This window comes from Rhodopirellula islandica, assembly GCF_001027925.1.
Lineage (GTDB): Bacteria > Planctomycetota > Planctomycetia > Pirellulales > Pirellulaceae > Rhodopirellula > Rhodopirellula islandica.
On the sequence record NZ_LECT01000043.1, the window covers coordinates 1 to 19,521 of the forward strand.

Genomic DNA, 19,521 nt, shown 5'->3' on the forward strand with positions numbered 1-19,521 from the left:
TGGAACAAGAAGTTCTTTGGCGTACTCTGCCATGACAAGGCATTGCCATGCTCATCCAGTTTCACTCCGCCGCCAGGAACGACATAGTGAACGTGCGGATGATAGACGGCCGGATCGCGACCCCAAGTATGAAGCACACCGAAGAACCCAAGTTGGCACCCTTTCAGGCTCTTGGTTGCCGATCCCACATCGCGAATGCTCTGGCTGCTGGCATCGAACAAGCATCGGTAGCCGTCACGTTGGTGAACGCGCAGCACCAAGCCGATCTCCCGGGGCACCGTGAAAGTGACCAAGAAGTGATGAACCGGCATCAGCTTGGCAGACTGCGTTTCGATCCAAGCCTGCGTCTTCTCGTGACCGCAGTTCGGGCAGTGCCGATTGCCACACGAACGTCCGACCCAGTGATCGCTTCCGCAACCGCCGCACTGGTAGTGAACACCACCCAGTGCACCAGTGCGACAACGAGTGATCGCGCCAAGAACTTTGTCTTCGGCGACCGAGATCGAATCGGCGTGTTGCTGCAGGTATGCCGGTGCGAATTGGCGAAGAGCCTCCGCAACCGTGGGCATTTGCGAGAGCGGGTTTACTCGCCGCTGCCAGGTAGACTACCGAACAGCCTTTCGATTTCTTCGCGAGCGTTGGCTTCGGCCGTATCAGTCAGATGCAGATAGACCAAGGTGGTCTGCAGCGACGAATGCCCCAAGTACTTTTGAATCACCTTCAGCCCCACGCCCGCTTCGAGCAAGTGCGTCGCATAGGAATGACGCAGCGTATGAATGCTGACCTTCTTGCCAAAGCGGAGGTTTTTCGTGATCTGCTTCATTGCTCCTTGAACGGCCGTTTCGCTCATCGGAGTCGTCGCTTGGCTGATGCCGTCTTTGGCGAGGTCATGCTTTCGTCCATCTGCCGGAAACAGAAAGCTTGGATGTCGATGACTGGCCCAGTAGTTTCGCAGAAGTCGAACGGTCGTCGTCGGCAGCGGCACGTACCGGTCCTTGGCTCCCTTGCCACGATGGACATGGACCCAGCCTCGCTGGGCGTCGATGTCACTGACCTGCAGATGCAACGCTTCATTGAGTCGGAGTCCCAGCGAATAGACAGTCCAGAAATAGACGAACATTCGCTGCGTGGTCGCTGAGCCGATCAATTCATGAACCTGCTCGATCGTCAGCACCTCCGGCAAGGTGGTGATGTTCTGGAGCTTGAGCATCTTGATGATTTCCCAGTCACGCTTGCAGGTGTGCGTGAAGAAGAACTTGATGCCCGAGAATGCCACGCGGAGTGATCCATAAGCAAAGTTGCGATCGTTTTTCAGGTGCAAGAAGAACTGCCGCACATGCTGCTCGTTCACCTGGTCGGGACTGCAACCGGCGAAATCAGAGAACTGCCTGACCGCTCGGATGTAGCCATCGTGAGTTCGCTTGGCCTTGCCGGTCAGGTGCAAGTCTTCGGAGAGTCTCAGACGAAGATCTTCGGGGAAGTGGGCTCCAGGTGCATTTTGCGGACATTTTGAGCTAGAATTGGACATATTGTGTTCCTTTTCAGGAGGAGTTGCTGAGCTGTTCCCAGCGAACAGCTCCTCCTGAAAGGTTGCTTCCAACAATCCGTCACGCGCCCGTTCCACCACCAAACCGAAACCGCCGCGCTAGCGGCTTACTTGAACAATGTGATGCACGCGAAGCCGGTCTTGCGCGTCTTTTGAAATGGATGATCACCCGTCCCGGCTCGGTGATCACGGACGTTCCCCGACAAAAATGCCTAAAGTGCGTCCGCAAAAATTGAATTCACTGTGTCTCTGTTCCTTTGCGCTGTTTTGGCTTTGCGGAACCGGTTGCAATGAGCCTGCTGGTGTTTCAAACCTCGGGAATTCCGCAGCAATTACCGTCGTTCCAACCGTAGATGCTGATTCCACCAACGATGATTCGCCTGAAGAGCTCTTGTCGAACGAACAGCAATGGCTAATCGAGATCATCGAGGCCAATAAAGACTACCCACCAGAACTCTTGAAGACATGCACCGCCGAGGTAGAAATACTCGTATACAACGATAAATCTGACGAACTTGTTCTCGAAGCGTGGAAGCGAAAGTGGCTACAAGCTTGTTCGAAATTCGAAATTTCCGGCGGGTGCGGATGCTGTGTGGAACAATACACCGTAACCGGTCCGATCGCCGCAGTCGAAGAATTTCCAACTTCATTGCAACGACGCTTTCGGTATCCCCGATACCTCACCGACGTCGACGAGGGCGGGGAACAATCGGATGCACACGAGTCGCCGAGTCGTGGTTCTTGAAGTGGAGAATCTCACGCGGCGACCGCGTGATCCGTACCGTTCGTCGACGCAAGCCTTCCATGACCGCAGTAATGCCAACAATTGAATTCGTTGACGCCACGCGAATCGCCCATCGCCGATACGCGGTGTTCGCTCTTTATGGACTGTCTGCATTCTGGGGCGTGGCACAGCTTGTCTTTCCCGATCATTCGCTGCTTTACATCGCAAGTGCAATTGCTTTCGCAACGTCTGCAACACTTTGGTTCACGATCGACCGCCGAATACTCTCGAAGACGCGACTTCCGATCCTGCAGTTGCTCTTCTTTTTCACATGGCCTGTCGCATCATTGATTCACTTGCTGTCATCGCGTGGCATCCGTGGCATCGGGCATTGGCTGCTTCATGCCGTAGGCTTGTTCGCGACGATGTGCTTGACGTTTTTCCCGGCGATGTTCTTGCTATACTGGTTGGGTGTTCTTGAGGTGGACGGCATGACGGAACCATGAACGCGACGAACCATGGGATGCAACGGAGTGGCGGTGGTGCGTTTTTTGGTGAGATCAATGTCGACTCCCGCCACCCGCTGATCCCGACCGTTCGCCTTCAAGAAACACGATGGCTGTTCCTGAACATATCCATGAATTTCCGCCAGCCCGCACTTTTCGGGAGGACGACCCGACCACGCTCTATTGGATTCGCGGGAACACGATTCTGTATCGCCACTATCCGCTGAACGGAGCCGACGTTGATTCGTTTTCCTTTTATCTGGGAAGTTTCGCTAAGGATCGCAAGCACTGCTATTGCACAAGCACTCGGCTAACTGGCGGTATCGGTGCCGTGTTCCGTGCCCTGAATTTCACCTATGCGACCGACGGAACCTCGGTCTGGACTATGGGGGGAAAGATCAAGGACGCGGATGCCGCGTCGTTTGTCGTCTGTGATGACGGCGTGCACTACCTCGGTAGCGGATCGCCAGTCCCTTACGGATTCGGCAAAGATAAAAACCATGTCTATTACTACGATTTCGACGGCAAGCCGAACCGCGTACGCAAGGCGTCGACATCATCGTTTGTTTCATTCAACGACGGGCACTATGGCAAAGACGATTGCTTTGTGTTCTGTGGCACGGCAACGCTTCCCAAGGCCAAGGTCGAGCACTGGCACAAGATTGGCGGCTACTACAGCAAGGACGATTCTCGCGTCTATTATTTCAATCGCCTAATTCGCGATGCAGACTACGACACTTTTGAGCTCGTCGATACCGGTGGTTCCCTGCAAATGGCCAAGGACAAGCATCGGTTCTACGACACGGATCGAGTTGTTACCGAAGCCGAATTCTTTGACCGGATCGAAAAATACGGCCGAAAAAACTGAGGCGAACCAAGGGATGCACGTGAGTCGCCGAGTTGAATTTTTTGAAGTGGTTGATCGTTCGCGGCGACCACGTGATCCCAAACGTTATCCGAATGAGATCCCTGCATGCCACAAGAACCTGATCCTGACGTGATTCGTCCTGACGACGACCCTGTGCGCTGGGACATGCTCATGGCCCAAATCACCGAGGCCCACATGCACCTCGGTCAACTCATCACTGAAATCGAAGACAACTCTGCGATCGACGAAATTGATACGATGATCCAGCTCGGTCATATCTACGCACACCTGAACCGCTTCTGGCACGGCCGAAACGTCGCCAGTGGCGATATTGATGCACTGTATACTGACGAAAACTCCGACTTTCCAAACGACGTTACCCTCTCCTGAGCTCGGCCCGATTCACAATCTGTATGCTTGCACTCCATACGGCGGATAACCATGGCGTGCACACGGAGCGGGGCTTGCGGCCGGATTTGAAATGGACAACTTTACTCTCCCCGCCCGGTGACGCCGGTCGTTACCCGATAAAGTCTATTTGCATCGAACGCAACATGAAAACCCTCGACCTTTTGCGTGACCAGTGCCAGATCCAAGAGTACGTCTGGAATCGGCTGGACAACTATGAACCGGATTGGGATTGGGCGTTGGGTGATGCGGACCGAAAAGTGTCCCTAATTGCGACTGGCTTCTCTTTTGAGCAAAACGGATGGTTTTCTATGGTTCTCGACCGCCGGCCGCGCGCTCAGTCGGATGGTCAATGGCAATCATTGATTGGCCACAACTATCTGCCGATGCCGCACTGGAATCTTGATGACGACTACGAACTCGATGTGAAGCACTACGATCCAAAATGGAAACCACCCAAGAATGGCTTTGATGATGAGTCCGCAGCCGAACTATTTGGCAATACAATTCGTGATGCGCTCGTTCACATTCGGGATCAAAACGGATTTGCATTCAACTTTTTAGCTCGTAACTGCGCTTTCTTTGTGGAGGAACACGAAGGCCGTTTCGGTTGGCCGGAATACAAGGAAACGCGTACTGCCGGTCGGTGCAGACCATAGCGGCGACGGGTAACCAATGCGTGAACCGGAGCACGCGAGCTCGCCTTTTGGCAATGGAAAATCTTTCGCGCGTGCCCGGTTACGCGTACCGTTATCCGACTGAAAACCGCACGCCGGAACCGCCACGTTGATTCGCAACACTCACCATGATCTGCTCCTCATCGGCGACGCGATCAATGCCCGTGACTTGCGACAACTCTACGACCGCAACATCTCCGCCGTGGTTGACCTTGCCGCCAACGAATCCCCCGCACAACTTGGCCGCGACATCATCTACTGCCGATTCCCACTCCACGACGACGGATCGAACTCGCCGCAACTGATTCGCACCGCAATCACCGCCCTGTATTCACTTTTGACTGACGGCTTCCCCACGCTTGTCGCTTGTTCCGCTGGCATGAGTCGTTCGCCCGTCATCGCCTCCGCTGCTTTGTCGCTAATTTGTGACTGTTCGCTCGACGATTCACTTTCCGAAATAGTCCGTGACTCACCGCACGACATCTCTCCTGCGCTGCTGTCGTCGGTCGCGTCGATTCACACTACGATGATTCAATCCAACGTATCCCAAAACGGCGGATAACCATCACATGCACCGAAGTCGGGCTTGCGGCCTTTTCCAAATGGAACATCGACCGTCCCGACTCGGTGATGTGTTCCGTTATCCGGCTGAATCATCGCTGAAGCAAGTGCTTAACTTCCAATGGACCTGAGCGACAAACTCGCCCAAAGACGCGAGGCAAAGAAAAGCTATGGCGGTAAACCGCGATTCCGGAAAGCCGCAGTGTTGCAACAGATTCTTGCGACTTCGTTCGGCATCCCGATCCTTATTTCGATGTGCATGTCCTACTTGATTCCGATCCTTGAGCCAGTCATCGGGCGTGTTGGCATTTTGGGGTTGCTCGGATCACTCATGGTTTGCATGATTGGCGGCGTCCTCTTTGTCTGTGCCATGACCTTGACCGGCCCGGTTTACAAGAATCAAATCGACGTAACAACGAAAGACCTTGAAACTTGGGGCTTTGCTGACCGAGGCGCTGCTTTGGTGATCTCGGGACTCGCTATCGCCGGCTTAATGTGGGTTGCGTTACGTCTTGTCGGCGGTATTTCACACTGAGCGGATAACCATAGCATGCACGTGCGGACTGGCAAGGTCTGATTGACTAGCGGGTGGGAATCCCGCCTGGGTAAGCGTTAGCCGCGCGCCCAGTATCGAGTGTTGCAGGCTTCGTATAGGCACCATGAGCTGAAGTCGAAGTTTGAAGCGTACACAGAGAGGTAGTGAGGATGAAGCGCTCGTAGGTGGCCCTGCGACGTTGAATGGATTTTAGCCCCGAAATTTGGTAACTGTTGGCCCGTCAACAATGAGCTCAGGGCCCAAGGTTTGTGCATCCCTGAAGGCAACATCGCTTGCAGCGTCACTTGGCGAGCAGCAAGCGGAGACCCGGGGTCGGCGGCCCATTCGCATTACACATCAAGCCAATCAGGCAACCAGTGAGACCCTGAAGTTCTTGACCAAACCCAAGCCTTCCAACTTGGCCGATCGAGTATGTCCTAGAAGTGGAATAAGCGACGAAGACAAATGACATTCAGGGAGTCGGATGACCGAATAGTACCGCAGAAGCTTGAAGTCCAATCAGGTGGAATGAAGCCGGGTAATGCTGGCGAAGGGAAGGCGGTCAGGCCAACACGCGTCCAAGACGCCGAGTCGCCCACACTCAGGGGCGGGAGTACGGTTCTGGATCGTCTTGAACGCATCACCGAAAGAGCGAAGACGCATCCCGAAGAGGTTTTCAATAACCTCTTTTCGCTGCTCAATTACGAGTTGCTGTGGTATGCGTTTCGCCGACTGAAGCGAGGGAAAGTGCCGGGGGTCGATGGCGTGGCGGTGGAAGATTACGAGGAGGATCTGGAGGGCAACCTTCGTGGCCTGCTCGATCGACTTCATCGTGGCAGCTATCGCCCGAACCCAAGCTTGCGAAAGAACATCCCGAAAGGGAATGGGAAAACGCGACCTCTGGGGATCGCTTGCGTGGAAGACAAGCTCGTTCAGCGAGCGATGGTGATGGTCCTCGAGCGGATCTACGAAGTCGACTTCTACGACTTCTCGTATGGATTCCGTCCGCAGCGATCATGCCACCAAGCGTTGTCGGCACTCGGTCAAAGCATCGCGACCGAGAAAGTGAACTGGATCAGTGACGCAGACATCGAAGGCTTCTTCGACAACGTGTGTCACGAGAGCCTCTTGGAGCTGTTGCAAGTTCGCATCAGCGACCCCAAGCTGCTCGCTCTGATCAAGCGTTTTCTCAAAGCAGGTGTGATGATCGAAGGCAAACTGGAAGCAACCGACGAGGGCGTTCCACAAGGTTCGAGCCTCTCTCCGCTGCTTGCGAATGTGTACCTGCATCACGTGTTGGACGTTTGGTTCGAACGTGAAATGAAGCCACGACTGCAAGGACAAGCGACTCTGATTCGGTATGCGGATGACTTCATCTGCTGTTTTGAATTGGAATCGGATGCGCGGAGATACCAAGCGGTCCTGCCGAAACGACTTGCCCGGTATTCGCTGTCAGTCGCCCAGGAGAAGACGAAGTTGCTCCGATTCGGTCGTTTTGCCCAGCGTGATTCCAAACGCTGGGGCGAAGGGCCTCCGGGAACTTTTGACTTCCTGGGATTCACTCATTACTGCGGGCGCAGCCGCGCTGGAAAGTTCAAGCTGAAACGGAAGACGTCGGGGAAGAAGTATCGGCAGAAGGTTGTGGAACTGCGTCGCTGGTTCAAGAGTCAGTTGGACGTTCCGATCGGCGAGATGTGGCAGACCCTTAACGCGAAGCTTCGCGGTCACTACCAGTACTACGGTATCAATGACAATTGGCCGATGCTGATGGCGTACCGCAACAAGGCCCGCGTGTTGGTCAAGCGTCACCTCAGTCGTCGGAGCCAAAGCAGCTACGTGAACTGGACGCACCTGGCCCGTCTGTGCGAGCGACATCCCTTGTCGAATCCGCGGCAGCTCACGGACCTGATCGCGATGTCTCGTGCGTCGGTGAGTGCTGTGTGAGAGGTGTTGGTTGGGAGCCGGATGCTAGAAAGTGGCACGTCCGGATCTGAGAGGGGCCGAGGGTCAATGCGGCATGGTTAGAATATTGTGACACCACCACAGGAAACCCGTGGCAAACAGGGAACACAAACCCTAACCTAAACCAAAGAGACCTCGGTCTACTCGCCCGAAGGACCGGTGGATCGTTTTCACGAATGGATGCCAAACTCCCGGTCCTCGGTGATCGGTAACGTTCCCCGACTCAATTGCATCGCTCCCGACTTCCAACCATGACTACAACACAAGGCAAATCGGCAATGACGGGGCCTCGTCGTTTTCAATGGCAAATCGGTGGATGGTTTGGGGGTCTTTTAGGCGGATCTGCTTGGCTGATTCCCACCGCTGCGATTCTTGCGTTCAACGGCCAACCCACTATTGCATTGGTGCCGTTCGGATGCTGCTTGCTGATGAACATTGTTGGTTGTGTCCTTTGGTATCGGCGTGATCGGGTTTTGCCGTTTTCCGCATTGATCGGAATCCTGACTCTGTTTTCGATCACAACACCGCTCGCGTGGTTCGCGGTTTCGCTAAACGCAACGCCAGAATCTGTTGTGTCGCTCAACTGGCCCCACTCAGGCATCATTAATACAATGGTCGCGTTGATATGCCCCGCAATCATGGCCTGGTTTTGCATGCTCGAATACTCGCATGACGGCACCTCGAATCAGGCTGGCCAAGAATGCGGGGAACCATCCGATGCAACCGAGCGGCGAAGTCGGGCGGTTTGAAGTGGTTGATCAACCGTCGCCGCCGGCTGATCGGTAACGTTATTTGCGAACTCTCTACTGAATTTGGAGTCATCCGCTGTGAACTCCCGCTGGCACTCTAAGCAACGACTCGAATCGCATTTTTGCCGGCCTTCACTCGCCATCCTTTTTTCGATGATTCTCCTGTCCTGCCTTTCGTGCAGCCCAGAGCCAAACACAGCATCGTCACCTCGCAGGACTCTCACGCAAAAAGAAAAGTGGCAGAAGAAATTACAACCGATGATCCTGAAAGTCGATGCATTCATTGCAGAGAACGGCCGATGCCCAGGGTTTCATGAATTTGAAGCGTTCCGTGAGCACGGCTTCATGCTGAAGTACGACACTGACTACGTGCGAGAACAGGGCGGCATTTCGTCAAACGATTATATACTTGGGTACTGGGTGAGTGAATGGCATCACTGCTATCGGTCTTGGGACAAGCAATTCTATGATGATCACGAGCACCTGTTGTTTGGCAACTGAAACGCAACCAAGAGCAAATAACCATGCGGTGAACGGGAGCCGCCGATGACGCGGGTTTTGAAACCATAGTTTTTTGGCGGCGGCCCCGTTACCGCTGTCGTTATCCGACTGAAACTTTTCATGCGATTTCGCGTATCCCTTCGGACGCTCCTGGCATTGACGACGTTACTCTGTGTTGTCGGGGGTCTTGCATTTCTACGGCTTAAAGCTGAACGCAATGCTGAAGAACAGCTAGTGGCCGACGGGTTGGCAATATCGTTCGATCCCTGGGGAAATCGCGGTAGATATTGGTACAACGACCCGGAGATTGAACAAGAGAACGCGAGTGAGACATTACTAGGCAGGCTAAATTGGGAACTGCTCAGGCATGTGCGATGTGTCGACGGGCAACGCAGTGCAACCGAGGCTGACACGGCTTCCACCGTTGACGACAACTCGCTTCGCTCGCTTGAAAGCCTACGGCATGTGGAGATTTTATATCTCGGATTTCAGCCAATTACAGATTTGGGCTTAGAGTCACTGCGGTACCTTCATTCCCTGAAACACCTCAATCTCTGCGGAACGAAAGTCTCCGACGATGGGCTGGCAAATATCACCAACCTCGACGCACTAGAGTATCTAGCCCTTGAATTTACCATCATTACTGACAGTGGCTTAAAGTACCTTGATGGCTTTGAGAACCTAGAAGAGCTTTCCCTAATGGGGACCAAGATAAAAGGTCCAGGCTTGTCGCATCTTGTGCGACTGGCGTCACTTCGGCGACTCGGGCTTTCCGGCACTGCTGTGCGATCAGACGACCTGCTGCACCTTTCCAGCCTTGCTTCCTTGGAAAACCTTAGTCTTTCAAATACAAAGATCGACGATTCAGCTTCCATTCATCTATCGAAGCTATCAACGCTGAAAAAACTCAACGTTGCAGAGAATAGGCTGTCCGATGAATTCCTCGTGGAGCTTTCAGCGTTGTCGAGTATTGAGAGCTTAAACATCAGTGGCACTGACGTAACCGATCGTTCCGAGAGCGTCATTCTAGGTTTTCCTAATCTTTCAAATTTCTACGCATCTGACACTTCGATGAGCGCGGAATGCCGGGCACGAATCGGTGACTTTGTGAGACGCAACAGATACAAAGGATATTCTGCAATAGGTCGTAACGGCGGATAACCATGGCGATCGGGATAGGGGCCCGGTTGCCCGGGCCCCCTCCCACACCACCTAGCATGCGGGACCGCACTAGGCGGTTGAGCACGAGTTTCAAATCAGCGCGTCGCCGCGATGACCCAAGCCATTGGACCGACAGCTTCGCCGCTAAGAGATTGCCATACGGCAACGGCTCCTTCGCGAGATGAAGTCGATACGTGCTTGCTCGTTCCCTTCAGGCCTTCGCGTCGCCGTTGGTTTCGGCGGATCGCTACTATGCCCTCTGCTGACTTCTCTTTGCACGGGCATACGATACCGCATTCCGCCCCGCCTTTTGGGCAAGCCCTACTCACGGGTACGCATCGAGATCTCCCCGAAGAAGGGACGTCCTTGATCGCTCAAGGACACGTGATCTGTCCCCGCCCAAGTGCTTGATCTACCTCCGCTCAGAACTCCAGCAAGGCATCCGCCGGGCTTCCGGTTCGGCTTCTCGGTCAGCAAGCCACTGTGATCCAGGGAATCGCTCCGCGACGGGCCTGGAGTCGTCGGCCTCGTATCAAGTTTCTGTACGTCACCTGGCGGGTCTTGGCGAGAAGATGTCCAGCGACGATTCTTTGCTCGCTTACCGATCATCTTCGCAGGCTTCCTCCCCACGTTATTCACCTCCCCGCAGTTGCTCCGGGTGGCTTGGGGAATGGCCTCGTACTGTCTTTCTCCAGAGTTACATTTGGTAGACTGCCTCGTCGGGAAAGAAACCGGAACTAAGTACAGGGGACTTGCACCCCACAAGATCACGCCCATGTTGGGCGTACTGCACCGAAGTCGGCGATGGTTCGGTTTTCTAGTTTCTTGCAAATTTCTATCGCTGTCCCGGTAATTTGAACCGTTCCCCTACTCGACCAACGCCTATCGAAGCGACCCTGGTATGAGCACTGTTGACGACAACAAGGAAACCTCTGACCCGGCATCGAAGCCACGCCCGGTTTCGATCACAGTCCTTGCATGGTTCCTCATTATCGGCGGTGTGCTATTCCTGCTGATGAAACCACTTACATGGTCCGAATTTGCCTTTGAACGAAACTTATGGAACACATTCTCGAAGGGTGCGTCACTAGTTTGTGGCATTGGACTTCTCGGAATGCGCCGATGGGCTGTGGTGCTGTATTTCGGACTATTCACGCTAAACTGCGTTTTAATTTACACTTGGCCACCGAATAAATTGGTGCTGGAACAATACTCCCGCCCCGGTCCTGTCGTGCTTATGATGATCATACCGGCGATCGTCGCCGCAATTACTTTGCCGCGATGGAACGAAATGCGATGGTGACCACATGACCAAATGCAGGGGAACCATGAAATGCACGTGAGGACGGGTGGTCGGTTTTCTCGTCTGCTTGCAAGTCTTTCGCCCGTCCCACGTGATTTCCAACGTTCTGGCACTCGGAACTACGCAAAGTTGATCCTCTCCATTACAGCATGGACATCCGAATGAACATGAGTTCTCTCCCCCTGCTCTTACCGATAGCGACGCTAGTTGTCGTGGCGATCGGGCAGCTAGACGCGGGTGATTATCACGCTAGTGGATACTCGAAAGGACCGCATATCGAAAGTGGATACTTTGGCGGTGACTTTGACTTCTCCGTTGAGGCGCAACCCACATCAGAGACTGAACGACGATTTCTTTCGCTCCTAATCTCAACTCGTGATCTTAACCAGCCAACCCTCGCGTTCAGCATTATTCGCGATAACACCATTGCCAAGGCTGAAGTGACAGATGCCTACTACAGCAAAACGCACGGAGTCGCCGCCTGGACATTTCGAGTCACGATAGACGGGCACCCTACAACTCTCATCTACCAAGTTAAAGACAACGGTGACGGTAAATTCACAGATGTACTTGCGATTGCCAACCGCGCGATCAATTTACATGAGGGACGGTTGATTGTGATCGGAACACTCGATGACGAGGGTGCCCTCGACCGAGTCTCACAAACAGGTTGTCGGGATGACATGAAGTTCATCGTGAAAATGAAACAGCGCTTCCGTCGGGATCTCAACGCATTCAATGCGGATATGGACGACTGGGAGCCAGAACCATGAAATGCACGGGAGAACGGGTGGTCCGTTTTTTCGTCTGCTTGCAAGTCAATCGCCGCCACCCGCAAAACCCGACCGTTACCCTACTGAAATGCGACACCTCACTCTCCTCGCCGTCGTGGCCATGATGGCCGGATGTATTGGCGACTCAGCCCTGCCGGTTGTGTCATCGACACCGTTACCGGGGACTAATGCTACGGTGGACCTTGGAGGTCCGGATCCCAAAGGGCGTTACCACTACTACATTCAATCTCCAAGCGGTAAATTTACGCACCGGTTCCTCGGACCACTGCCAACCAAAACCTCAACGCCTGCTTCTGTCCAAACGCTCACCGATGGTCAGATTCGCATACAATGGGGACCGGATGAACGTGTCTACTGCATTGTTAATGTCGACAACGCAACTATCGTTCGTGACACGAACCGAGCAAACCCGGAGAATGTCCGGACCGACACAATAGCTTCCCCTGCTTCCCAAGAATCGACCTTTCACACTAACAACGATGGGTAACCACTGCGTGAACCGGAGCACGCGAGCTGAGCGATTTGGCCGTTAGAAACTTTCCCGCGCGTTCCCGGTTACGCGTACCGTTCGTCGAGCAAAAGACCATCATCATACGCAACGATTCGGTTGAATTTCACTTTGGACCAACGCATACATGACATACTCGCTGTTGGGCGACCTGGGCGTGAGACCGACCGTGCAATTGAGACAGTTGCCCTCGGTGTACGTTGTGCTGACGAACTTGGCGATCGACATTTTGACTCCTGCCATCTTTTGCCCGGGCTTTACCGTGAACCGGATGGCATCGCTCATCATGTGCTCGATGGCCTTGGTATTACGCTTCAACAAATCGACGACGCGGTATCCGCGCGCGACCACATTTCTACCGACGCCGATTTCACGATTGACGACGATATTCGTCTCGTGTTCTCGAACGCATTTGCCGCCGCCGACGAAATGTGGCACAGCTATATCGGCACCGAACACTTAATGATTGGCGTTGTCGCGGACGGAACCAAATCTGCTAGGATGTTGGCTGAATTTGGGTACACCGGATCCCAGGTGACGAAGGAGGTCCACGACATCCTTGGATGCTTCGGCGTCTTCAAATGGATACCGGTCGTGCTCCGCAGATTGCGGCCACGACGAACCATGTGATGCAACGAAGGACGGGTGGTGCCTTTCTCGTCTGCTTGCAAGTCTTTCGCCCGTCCTCGCTGATCACCAACGTTCGCCGACCGAAGCATTTGAGGCATTGCTAGATACGCGCAAATGAATGATCCTGAGAATCCATACACGCCTCCATCAACAGCAGACATTCGGTCAGTGCATCGCTTGCATTTGCTGTTTGTTTTTGCTTCTGTGCTTACCGGATTCCTTGCCGCGTTCGCTGGTTTGGCTACAATTGCAACAGCTTACACCAACTTTAGATACGGCTCGGCAGTTGGCGTCCCATTGTGGATTTCCTTGTTGGTCATTGGAGTTTTCGGCTTGAGCACGTGCGGGCTGGCATACGCGACGCGGTCCTGGCTTAGAGATCGGCCGGGCCCCGCATTGCTACTCCTGATCGCAAGTGTTCTCCTCTTCTTCACTGGCCAACCGATCGGCGAGTGGCTGTTGTCGCGGTAACGTCACGGCGGGAAAACCAAGATGGCGGATAACCATCGCGTGAACCGGAGAACGCGAGCTAAGCGATTTGTCCGTTAGAAACTTTCCCGCGTGTTCCCGGTTACGCGTAACGTTGAACCTAATCGCTTCTCTCCGGTGCATTTCTGGGTATGCAACCTGGTCTTGATTGACACGCATCCTGCGTGAGAAAGTGTTGGCGTCCCTGCCAACTCCGTTCCTTCAATCGCTTGACCGATTACTCTGTCCTGTCGGACATGCAGTCTGCCGCGCGATCGCGCGTGCGTCCCATCTCAGCTTGGATGGCAATGCGTGGGCCCGGGGACAACTCAACGGAGCCCTCGCCGAGCGGGCGACGGTTAAAATGGTTGTAGGACTTGCGCTTTTCTGTTTCGCAAGCACTGTGGAATGCTTCCGCACACTGAACTCTCGGAGTGCGATGTTTCCATCCTGCTTTGAGACAAATGCAATGACTTCCTCCGACAAGCATCCCTGCCAGCTGATTCGCCGAATGGCCGAGGACATGCTCATCCGAAACATGGCCCCCGCGACCATCAAGGCCTACACCTACCACGCCAGAAGGTTTGCCGGCTTCATCGGTAAACCGCTCGACGAGGCAACCGTCGAAGACGTTAGAACCTTCCAGCTTTACCTGATCCAAGAGAAGAAGGTCGCCTATAGCTCATTCAACCAAGCCGCCAGAGCTTGCTGGGAATAGCGGCGCGCTACGGTTTCTGTACAAGCACACCATCCGGGTCCCTTGGCCCGTCGCGATGGTTCCCTTCGGGAAACGGCCCAAGACCTTGCCGATCGTGCTCAGCCGTCACGAAATCGACAAGCTGCTTCAATGCACGCCCAACCTGAAACACCGAACCTTCCTGATGACGCTCTACTCGGCCGCACTCCGGTTCTCCGAAGCAGCCCACCTAAGGATCGCCGACCTCGATTCGGATCGGATGATGATTCATGTCCGACACGCCAAGGGAGCCAAGGATCGGCTCGTGCCGCTCTCGCCAAGACTCTTGACCGAGTTGAGGGTTTACTGGAAGAAGTACAGGCCGGCCGACCTGCTGTTCCCCGGCAACTCAGCGACCAAGACCTACGCCGACACGTCGATTCAAAAAGCCATGAAACGGTCTGCCGAGAAAGCGGGAATCAAGAAACGGGTGTATACGCATGTGCTCAGGCACTCTTACGCGACCGGACTGCTAGAAGCCGGCGTGGACTTGCTGACGATCAGCAAGTTGCTCGGGCACGCAAGTTTCGTCACGACGATGATCTACCTGCACTGCCGACGCGAGCACCTGCACAGTGTCCCCAGCCCACTGGATTGGTTGCCGGTGAAACAACTGCCAACGTATCAACCGCCCCAAGAGAACAACGGAAACCCGGAGACCAACAGCCCAAGCTAAGTCTCACCGAGATCCTGCGGCTGCCCGTGGTGGTATGCCGAACTTCGACACGAGTCGCATCGGAAGTTCTGGGCGGAGTCCTATGGAGAGGACTTTCACGATTGGTACCTGCAAACTCAGGTAGAAAGTGCAAAGGAACGCGAGCAAGATCGCCCACCGGCGATTCAGCTGTCGCTACCCGGCCTTGCCGCTTCCCGGGCATACCAAGAATCGTATCTGGTAGACTCTTACTAGCGAATCAGGCGTCCTGATTCGCTTCCCCGCCCACCCCAGTGCGGCGACAAAGTTCAACGCACGATCTATGCATGCACCTCCATAGATCGCAATTCGTTCGCCGACTGGGCACTCACCAGCCTATGACGCTGCGGATTTCCAGGCGTTTTGCCCCAGAGTTCCAACGCTTTCGCCAGGCCGTTTCCGTGGTACAATGGATCAAACCTTAAACAGAGGGCAACCCCATGACACTGCAAGAATCTCTCCGCGCTTTACCGCCAGACCAGAAACTCGCGATTGTAACGGAACTTTGGAACGACTTAGCTGTTTCCGCACCGCTGACGCTGCCGTCCGATGAACTTGCAGAAATGCAACGACGACGTGACGAAATGCTAGCAGACCCGTCGATTGCGATTGATTCCGACGAGGTTTGGCGACGTGTCGATGGCGACTGAACGCTACCATCCGCTTTTCGCCGTTGATCTCGCAGATGCCTGTCTGCACTACGATACGATTGGCCCCGACCTTGGCAATCGTTTTCGCGCGAACGTCCGCTCAATCATTCGATCCGTTGCTGAACGTCCAGAATCGTTTGGCAAAGTGGGTGGTGACTTCCGTGGTGCTTTAGTTGATCGCTTTCCCTACGTCGTTGTCTTTGCCGTTGATGGCAACATCCCTTCGATTTTTGGTCTTCGACATGCCGCATCTGACCGTTGCGACTGGTTCACCCGATCTATGCCCGGCGCAAACGGATAACCAGCCGAATCGGGATTGGGGCCCGGTTGTCCGGGGCCCCTCCCACACCACCTTGCATGCGGGACCGCACGAGGTAGGTCGGCAAGAGTCTTTCGGCTTTTGGACTGTTTCGGTAAGCGTCGTTGCTCCCACGTACAACCGGGGCGAACGCCCAAACGGCTCACATGATGATGCCCGATCATTCCTGCCGAGGAGGTCGAGTATGAGTTTCAAATCAGCGCGTCGCCGCGATGACCCAAGCCATTGGACCGACCGCTTCGCCGCTAAGAGATTGCCCTCCGGCAACGGCTCCTTCGCGAGATGAAGTCGAACCGTGCTTGCTCGTTCCCTTCAGGCCTTCGTCGACCACCGGGGCCGACTACGATGCCCTCTGCTGACTTCTCTCTGCACGGGCATACGTTGCCGCATTCCGCCCCGCCTTTCGGGCAACCCCTACTCACGGGTACGCATCGAGATCTCCCCAAATAAGGGACGTCCTTGATCGCTCAAGAACACGTGATCTGTCCCCGCCCAAGTGCTTGATCTACCTCCGCTCAGAACTCCATCAAGGCATCCGCCGGGCTTCCGGTTCGGCTTCTCGATCAGTAGCCCACTGTGATCCAAGGGATCGCTCCGCGACGGGCCTAGAGTCGTCGGCCTCGTATCAAGTTTCTGTACGTCACCTGGTGGGTCTTGGCGAGAAGATGTCCAGCGACGATTCTTTGCTGGCTTACCGATCATCTTCGCAGGCTTCCTCCCCACGGTTTGTCACCTCCCCGCAGTTGCTCCGGGTGGCTTGGGGAATGGCCTCGTACTGTCTTTCTTCAGAGTTACATTTGGTAGACTGACTCCTCGAAAAAAACCGGAACGAAGTACAGGGGACTTGCACCCCATAAGATCACGCCCATGTCGGGCGTACTGCACACGGAGTCGGTCTTGCGAGCGATTTGGCAATGGACACCTTTCCCCCCCGCGCCCCGTGACGGGCACGATCATTTGATATGGATATGAATATCGCCAATCGCTTTCTCGTCTCCGCATGCTGTTTGCTCTGCGGCTGCGCTCCTGGGAGCGAATCAGCGCCGCTGGCGACCGTCTCAGTTGTGACGATGCTCGAATCAGTCAATGAGGCGAGGGTCATGTCTGTGTCGGACGTTGAAACCGTCGTCAACAATGCCGCGAGCTCAAAACGTGCAATCGTTTTTGTTTACGTGGGGTGGGCACCTATGCGTCCGCAACTCGACCGTTTCGCCGAACTTGCTATCCGGTGGGGCGAAATCCATCCGACTGATCCAATTGGATTCCATTTCGTTGACTTTACAAACGTGAGCAACGACTACCAGCCGCTTACGTCCCTTCCTGGGTGGCCCACACGCGAAGGGCGTCCGTATCCTGAACGATTAGGCGGATGGGGAGAACTTGTCTGGATTCGCAACGGTCGTATCGATCATATTCAGACGGCACTGGACTTTCCAACAGTTGACCCGCTCGTCCATCTGACCTCGAGCCTATTTGCGCACCAAACTTACAAATAACATTGCCGTGGACCAGAGTCGCAAGTTTTGGCAACGACAAAATCTTTCGACGCGTCCCGGTTACCGCCAGCGTTCGCCCGACGAAGTTGAAGACTTGAATCCGTACGATCCGCCCGAAGCAGACGACACTGGGCAACCTGTAGAGAAGTCCTCAGAGCAGCGGATAAGCATGCCGTTCCGTATCGGGCTTGGAATTTTCGCGGTGTTGATGTTCGCATGCACAATTGACGCAATCGTGGACTTGGCGATGCATTTCCAGTTATTGGCCGCATTGCAAATATTCATGGTGTGCGAATTGACCCAATTGATGGCGTCGCTTGCAATCACCGGCAGAGGCGGGTGGACTTTAAGCATTTACCTTTAGTCGCGTTTGCCTGCTTTGGTCAAGTAGACATCACCACTGCTTCACACCACCAAGAACCGCGGCGAACCATCCATGCAATCGAGCGGCGAAATCGGGCGTTTTAAAATGGAAGATAGACCGTCGCCGCCGGCTGATCGGAACCGTTCGTCGACCGGAGATTCGTTGACCCCTTACGCATCGTCCACGTCTATAGGTAAAACAAGCGAACGCAAGGCGTCCGCTCCGCAAAACGCCTGCCCGATTTGTGAGCAACGTTTTCCTCGGACACGACGTTACACAGCTTCATTTCGTTGCTCGAGGTGCGAAACAAGAATTGGTTTCAAGCCCCGACTCAAATACACCTTGCCGGCACTGATTGGCTGTTCCGTTCCCTGGATTGCTTTGTGGATCTGCGTGAAAAATGATCCCTCGCAGCTTTCGGTTCTAGGACTTTGGCTCATGGTGCCGCCAATTCCGACGTTCTTCGGAGCAATGTTCGTGTCTCAAGCATTCGGGAAGCCCACAGCATACAATGGTTTGTGGTGGGCCTCTGCTGATGTAGCGGACGCTTGGCGTTCAGAGTGGAAAAGTCACGACGAACCAAGCGATGGACGCTGAACCGCCGACAACGCGTTTTCAAATGGATGATCGATCGCGGCGGCCCGGTCATCGCAAACGTCCTGCCACTGAAAGCTTTCATGAGTGACACTTCCAAGCGAAAACAGGAGTCTCGCGTGACCTACGGTTCGGAAGTGGACTGGACCGAAGTTCAGCGAGTAGAACGCGATATTTGCCTGCTGTACCATCAGTTGGCCGATTACTCGTACATCATGGGGGACCTCTGTTACGGCGATGTATTCTCGCTTCCCTACTGGGAGTATCTGCAGATAGAAGAATTGGAATCCGATCAGGCCGTTTCATTTGCGACGGATGCTTGGTCATGCTCTACGCCATGGCACTCGATGTTCTAGACGACAGCGGAAACTACTTGACGATGGATCGCGATCGTTACAACGCTATTAAAAGTGCCGTGGATTGCCTACAACCCAATGGCCACGATACGGATCGGCTTGCATCCGCTTTGAAGAAATTGTTTCAAGAGATCGATCGCAACCCCTCGAAAATGGAGGGGTCGGTATATTTAATGGACGAAGTTACCGATATGACATGGGTCCACGAACACTTCGTTCAACGCTATTTCACTGAACGAGCAAGTAGGTTCCCGCAGAGATGACAAAACGTCCCGCAGATCCAGTACAGCCATCGCAAAGCAGAACAATCCGATGCACGGGAGCGGCGAAGTCACGTTGTTTGACAATGGAAACTCCCTCGCCGCCGCCCCGTGATCAGTGACGTTCCGGCATCCAAAAAACTCGTGCTCA

23 protein-coding genes are annotated in these 19,521 nt (G+C 54.4%); 20 read left to right on the forward strand and 3 right to left on the reverse strand.

Annotated elements, in window-relative coordinates; genetic code table 11:
* On the reverse strand, positions 1 to 569 hold a 569-nt coding region (locus tag RISK_RS20220; RefSeq protein ID WP_047816149.1), incomplete at its 3' end, for an IS91 family transposase.
* 14 nt (positions 570 to 583) lie between these two features.
* Positions 584 to 1,624: a tyrosine-type recombinase/integrase gene (locus RISK_RS20225; RefSeq protein ID WP_047816295.1), complete on the reverse strand. Its 1,041-nt coding sequence runs from the start codon at positions 1,622 to 1,624 to the stop codon at positions 584 to 586.
* A 79-nt stretch (positions 1,625 to 1,703) separates the two neighbouring features.
* On the opposite strand from RISK_RS20225, the gene RISK_RS20230 reads away from it, so the two are divergent.
* The 8 genes from RISK_RS20230 to ltrA all read left to right on the forward strand — a co-directional run bounded on the left by RISK_RS20230 (position 1,704) and on the right by ltrA (position 7,769).
* Entirely contained in the window at positions 1,704 to 2,291 is a 588-nt protein-coding gene (locus RISK_RS20230) for a hypothetical protein (RefSeq protein WP_047816150.1), read from the forward strand.
* A 59-nt stretch (positions 2,292 to 2,350) separates the two neighbouring features.
* Complete coding sequence (locus tag RISK_RS20235; protein WP_236696507.1) at positions 2,351 to 2,776, forward strand: hypothetical protein; 426 nt, start codon at positions 2,351 to 2,353, stop codon at positions 2,774 to 2,776.
* Between the two features lie 109 nt (positions 2,777 to 2,885).
* Positions 2,886 to 3,644: a DKNYY domain-containing protein gene (locus RISK_RS20240; protein WP_053061248.1), complete on the forward strand. Its 759-nt coding sequence runs from the start codon at positions 2,886 to 2,888 to the stop codon at positions 3,642 to 3,644.
* 105 nt (positions 3,645 to 3,749) lie between these two features.
* Positions 3,750 to 4,034, forward strand: a complete 285-nt coding sequence (locus tag RISK_RS20245) for a hypothetical protein (protein ID WP_047816152.1) — start codon at positions 3,750 to 3,752, stop codon at positions 4,032 to 4,034.
* Positions 4,035 to 4,198: 164 nt separating this feature from the next.
* Complete coding sequence (locus RISK_RS20250) at positions 4,199 to 4,711, forward strand: hypothetical protein (protein ID WP_047816153.1); 513 nt, start codon at positions 4,199 to 4,201, stop codon at positions 4,709 to 4,711.
* Between the two features lie 127 nt (positions 4,712 to 4,838).
* The gene (locus tag RISK_RS20255; protein ID WP_053061249.1) at positions 4,839 to 5,291 is read left to right on the forward strand and encodes a protein-tyrosine phosphatase family protein; all 453 of its coding nucleotides are present in this window, start codon (positions 4,839 to 4,841) and stop codon (positions 5,289 to 5,291) included.
* A gap of 120 nt (positions 5,292 to 5,411) precedes the next feature.
* Positions 5,412 to 5,825, forward strand: coding sequence for a hypothetical protein (locus tag RISK_RS20260; RefSeq protein WP_047816154.1), 414 nt, complete (start codon positions 5,412 to 5,414; stop codon positions 5,823 to 5,825).
* 528 nt (positions 5,826 to 6,353) lie between these two features.
* On the forward strand, positions 6,354 to 7,769 hold the full coding sequence (gene ltrA, locus RISK_RS20265; RefSeq protein WP_083435080.1) for a group II intron reverse transcriptase/maturase: 1,416 nt from the start codon (positions 6,354 to 6,356) through the stop codon (positions 7,767 to 7,769).
* 316 nt (positions 7,770 to 8,085) lie between these two features.
* Here the strand turns inward: ltrA and RISK_RS32305 are convergent, their stop codons facing one another.
* Positions 8,086 to 8,442: a hypothetical protein gene (locus RISK_RS32305; protein WP_160311473.1), complete on the reverse strand. Its 357-nt coding sequence runs from the start codon at positions 8,440 to 8,442 to the stop codon at positions 8,086 to 8,088.
* Between the two features lie 352 nt (positions 8,443 to 8,794).
* On the opposite strand from RISK_RS32305, the gene RISK_RS20275 reads away from it, so the two are divergent.
* The 12 genes from RISK_RS20275 (at position 8,795) to RISK_RS20340 (ending at position 19,373) form a co-directional block, all read left to right on the forward strand.
* Positions 8,795 to 9,037 carry a hypothetical protein gene (locus RISK_RS20275; RefSeq protein WP_150122645.1) on the forward strand — a complete coding sequence of 81 codons (243 nt, stop codon included), beginning with the start codon at positions 8,795 to 8,797 and terminating at the stop codon, positions 9,035 to 9,037.
* Between the two features lie 156 nt (positions 9,038 to 9,193).
* Positions 9,194 to 10,198 carry a leucine-rich repeat domain-containing protein gene (locus tag RISK_RS28385; protein ID WP_053061250.1) on the forward strand — a complete coding sequence of 335 codons (1,005 nt, stop codon included), beginning with the start codon at positions 9,194 to 9,196 and terminating at the stop codon, positions 10,196 to 10,198.
* Between the two features lie 901 nt (positions 10,199 to 11,099).
* A complete protein-coding gene (locus tag RISK_RS20285) occupies positions 11,100 to 11,501 on the forward strand; it encodes a hypothetical protein (RefSeq protein ID WP_047816157.1) in 402 nt (133 codons plus the stop codon).
* 167 nt (positions 11,502 to 11,668) lie between these two features.
* Positions 11,669 to 12,274 (forward strand): hypothetical protein, encoded by a 606-nt coding sequence (locus RISK_RS20290; RefSeq protein ID WP_236696508.1) that lies wholly within the window; start codon positions 11,669 to 11,671, stop codon positions 12,272 to 12,274.
* Positions 12,275 to 12,902: 628 nt separating this feature from the next.
* On the forward strand, positions 12,903 to 13,433 hold the full coding sequence (locus RISK_RS30160; protein WP_083435081.1) for a Clp protease N-terminal domain-containing protein: 531 nt from the start codon (positions 12,903 to 12,905) through the stop codon (positions 13,431 to 13,433).
* Positions 13,434 to 14,370: 937 nt separating this feature from the next.
* Complete coding sequence (locus RISK_RS33160) at positions 14,371 to 14,619, forward strand: site-specific integrase (RefSeq protein WP_236696509.1); 249 nt, start codon at positions 14,371 to 14,373, stop codon at positions 14,617 to 14,619.
* A gap of 55 nt (positions 14,620 to 14,674) precedes the next feature.
* Positions 14,675 to 15,313, forward strand: coding sequence for a tyrosine-type recombinase/integrase (locus tag RISK_RS20310; protein WP_236696510.1), 639 nt, complete (start codon positions 14,675 to 14,677; stop codon positions 15,311 to 15,313).
* A 458-nt stretch (positions 15,314 to 15,771) separates the two neighbouring features.
* The gene (locus RISK_RS20315; protein ID WP_047816162.1) at positions 15,772 to 15,981 is read left to right on the forward strand and encodes an addiction module protein; all 210 of its coding nucleotides are present in this window, start codon (positions 15,772 to 15,774) and stop codon (positions 15,979 to 15,981) included.
* A 1,287-nt stretch (positions 15,982 to 17,268) separates the two neighbouring features.
* Positions 17,269 to 17,796 carry a hypothetical protein gene (locus RISK_RS20325; RefSeq protein WP_150122650.1) on the forward strand — a complete coding sequence of 176 codons (528 nt, stop codon included), beginning with the start codon at positions 17,269 to 17,271 and terminating at the stop codon, positions 17,794 to 17,796.
* 7 nt (positions 17,797 to 17,803) lie between these two features.
* Positions 17,804 to 18,160 carry a hypothetical protein gene (locus RISK_RS20330; protein ID WP_047816164.1) on the forward strand — a complete coding sequence of 119 codons (357 nt, stop codon included), beginning with the start codon at positions 17,804 to 17,806 and terminating at the stop codon, positions 18,158 to 18,160.
* A 677-nt stretch (positions 18,161 to 18,837) separates the two neighbouring features.
* Positions 18,838 to 19,110: a hypothetical protein gene (locus tag RISK_RS20335; RefSeq protein ID WP_150122651.1), complete on the forward strand. Its 273-nt coding sequence runs from the start codon at positions 18,838 to 18,840 to the stop codon at positions 19,108 to 19,110.
* The gene (locus RISK_RS20340) at positions 19,080 to 19,373 is read left to right on the forward strand and encodes a hypothetical protein (protein ID WP_150122652.1); all 294 of its coding nucleotides are present in this window, start codon (positions 19,080 to 19,082) and stop codon (positions 19,371 to 19,373) included. Before RISK_RS20335 ends, RISK_RS20340 begins: the two co-directional genes overlap by 31 nt.
* Positions 19,374 to 19,521 lie beyond the last annotated feature (148 nt).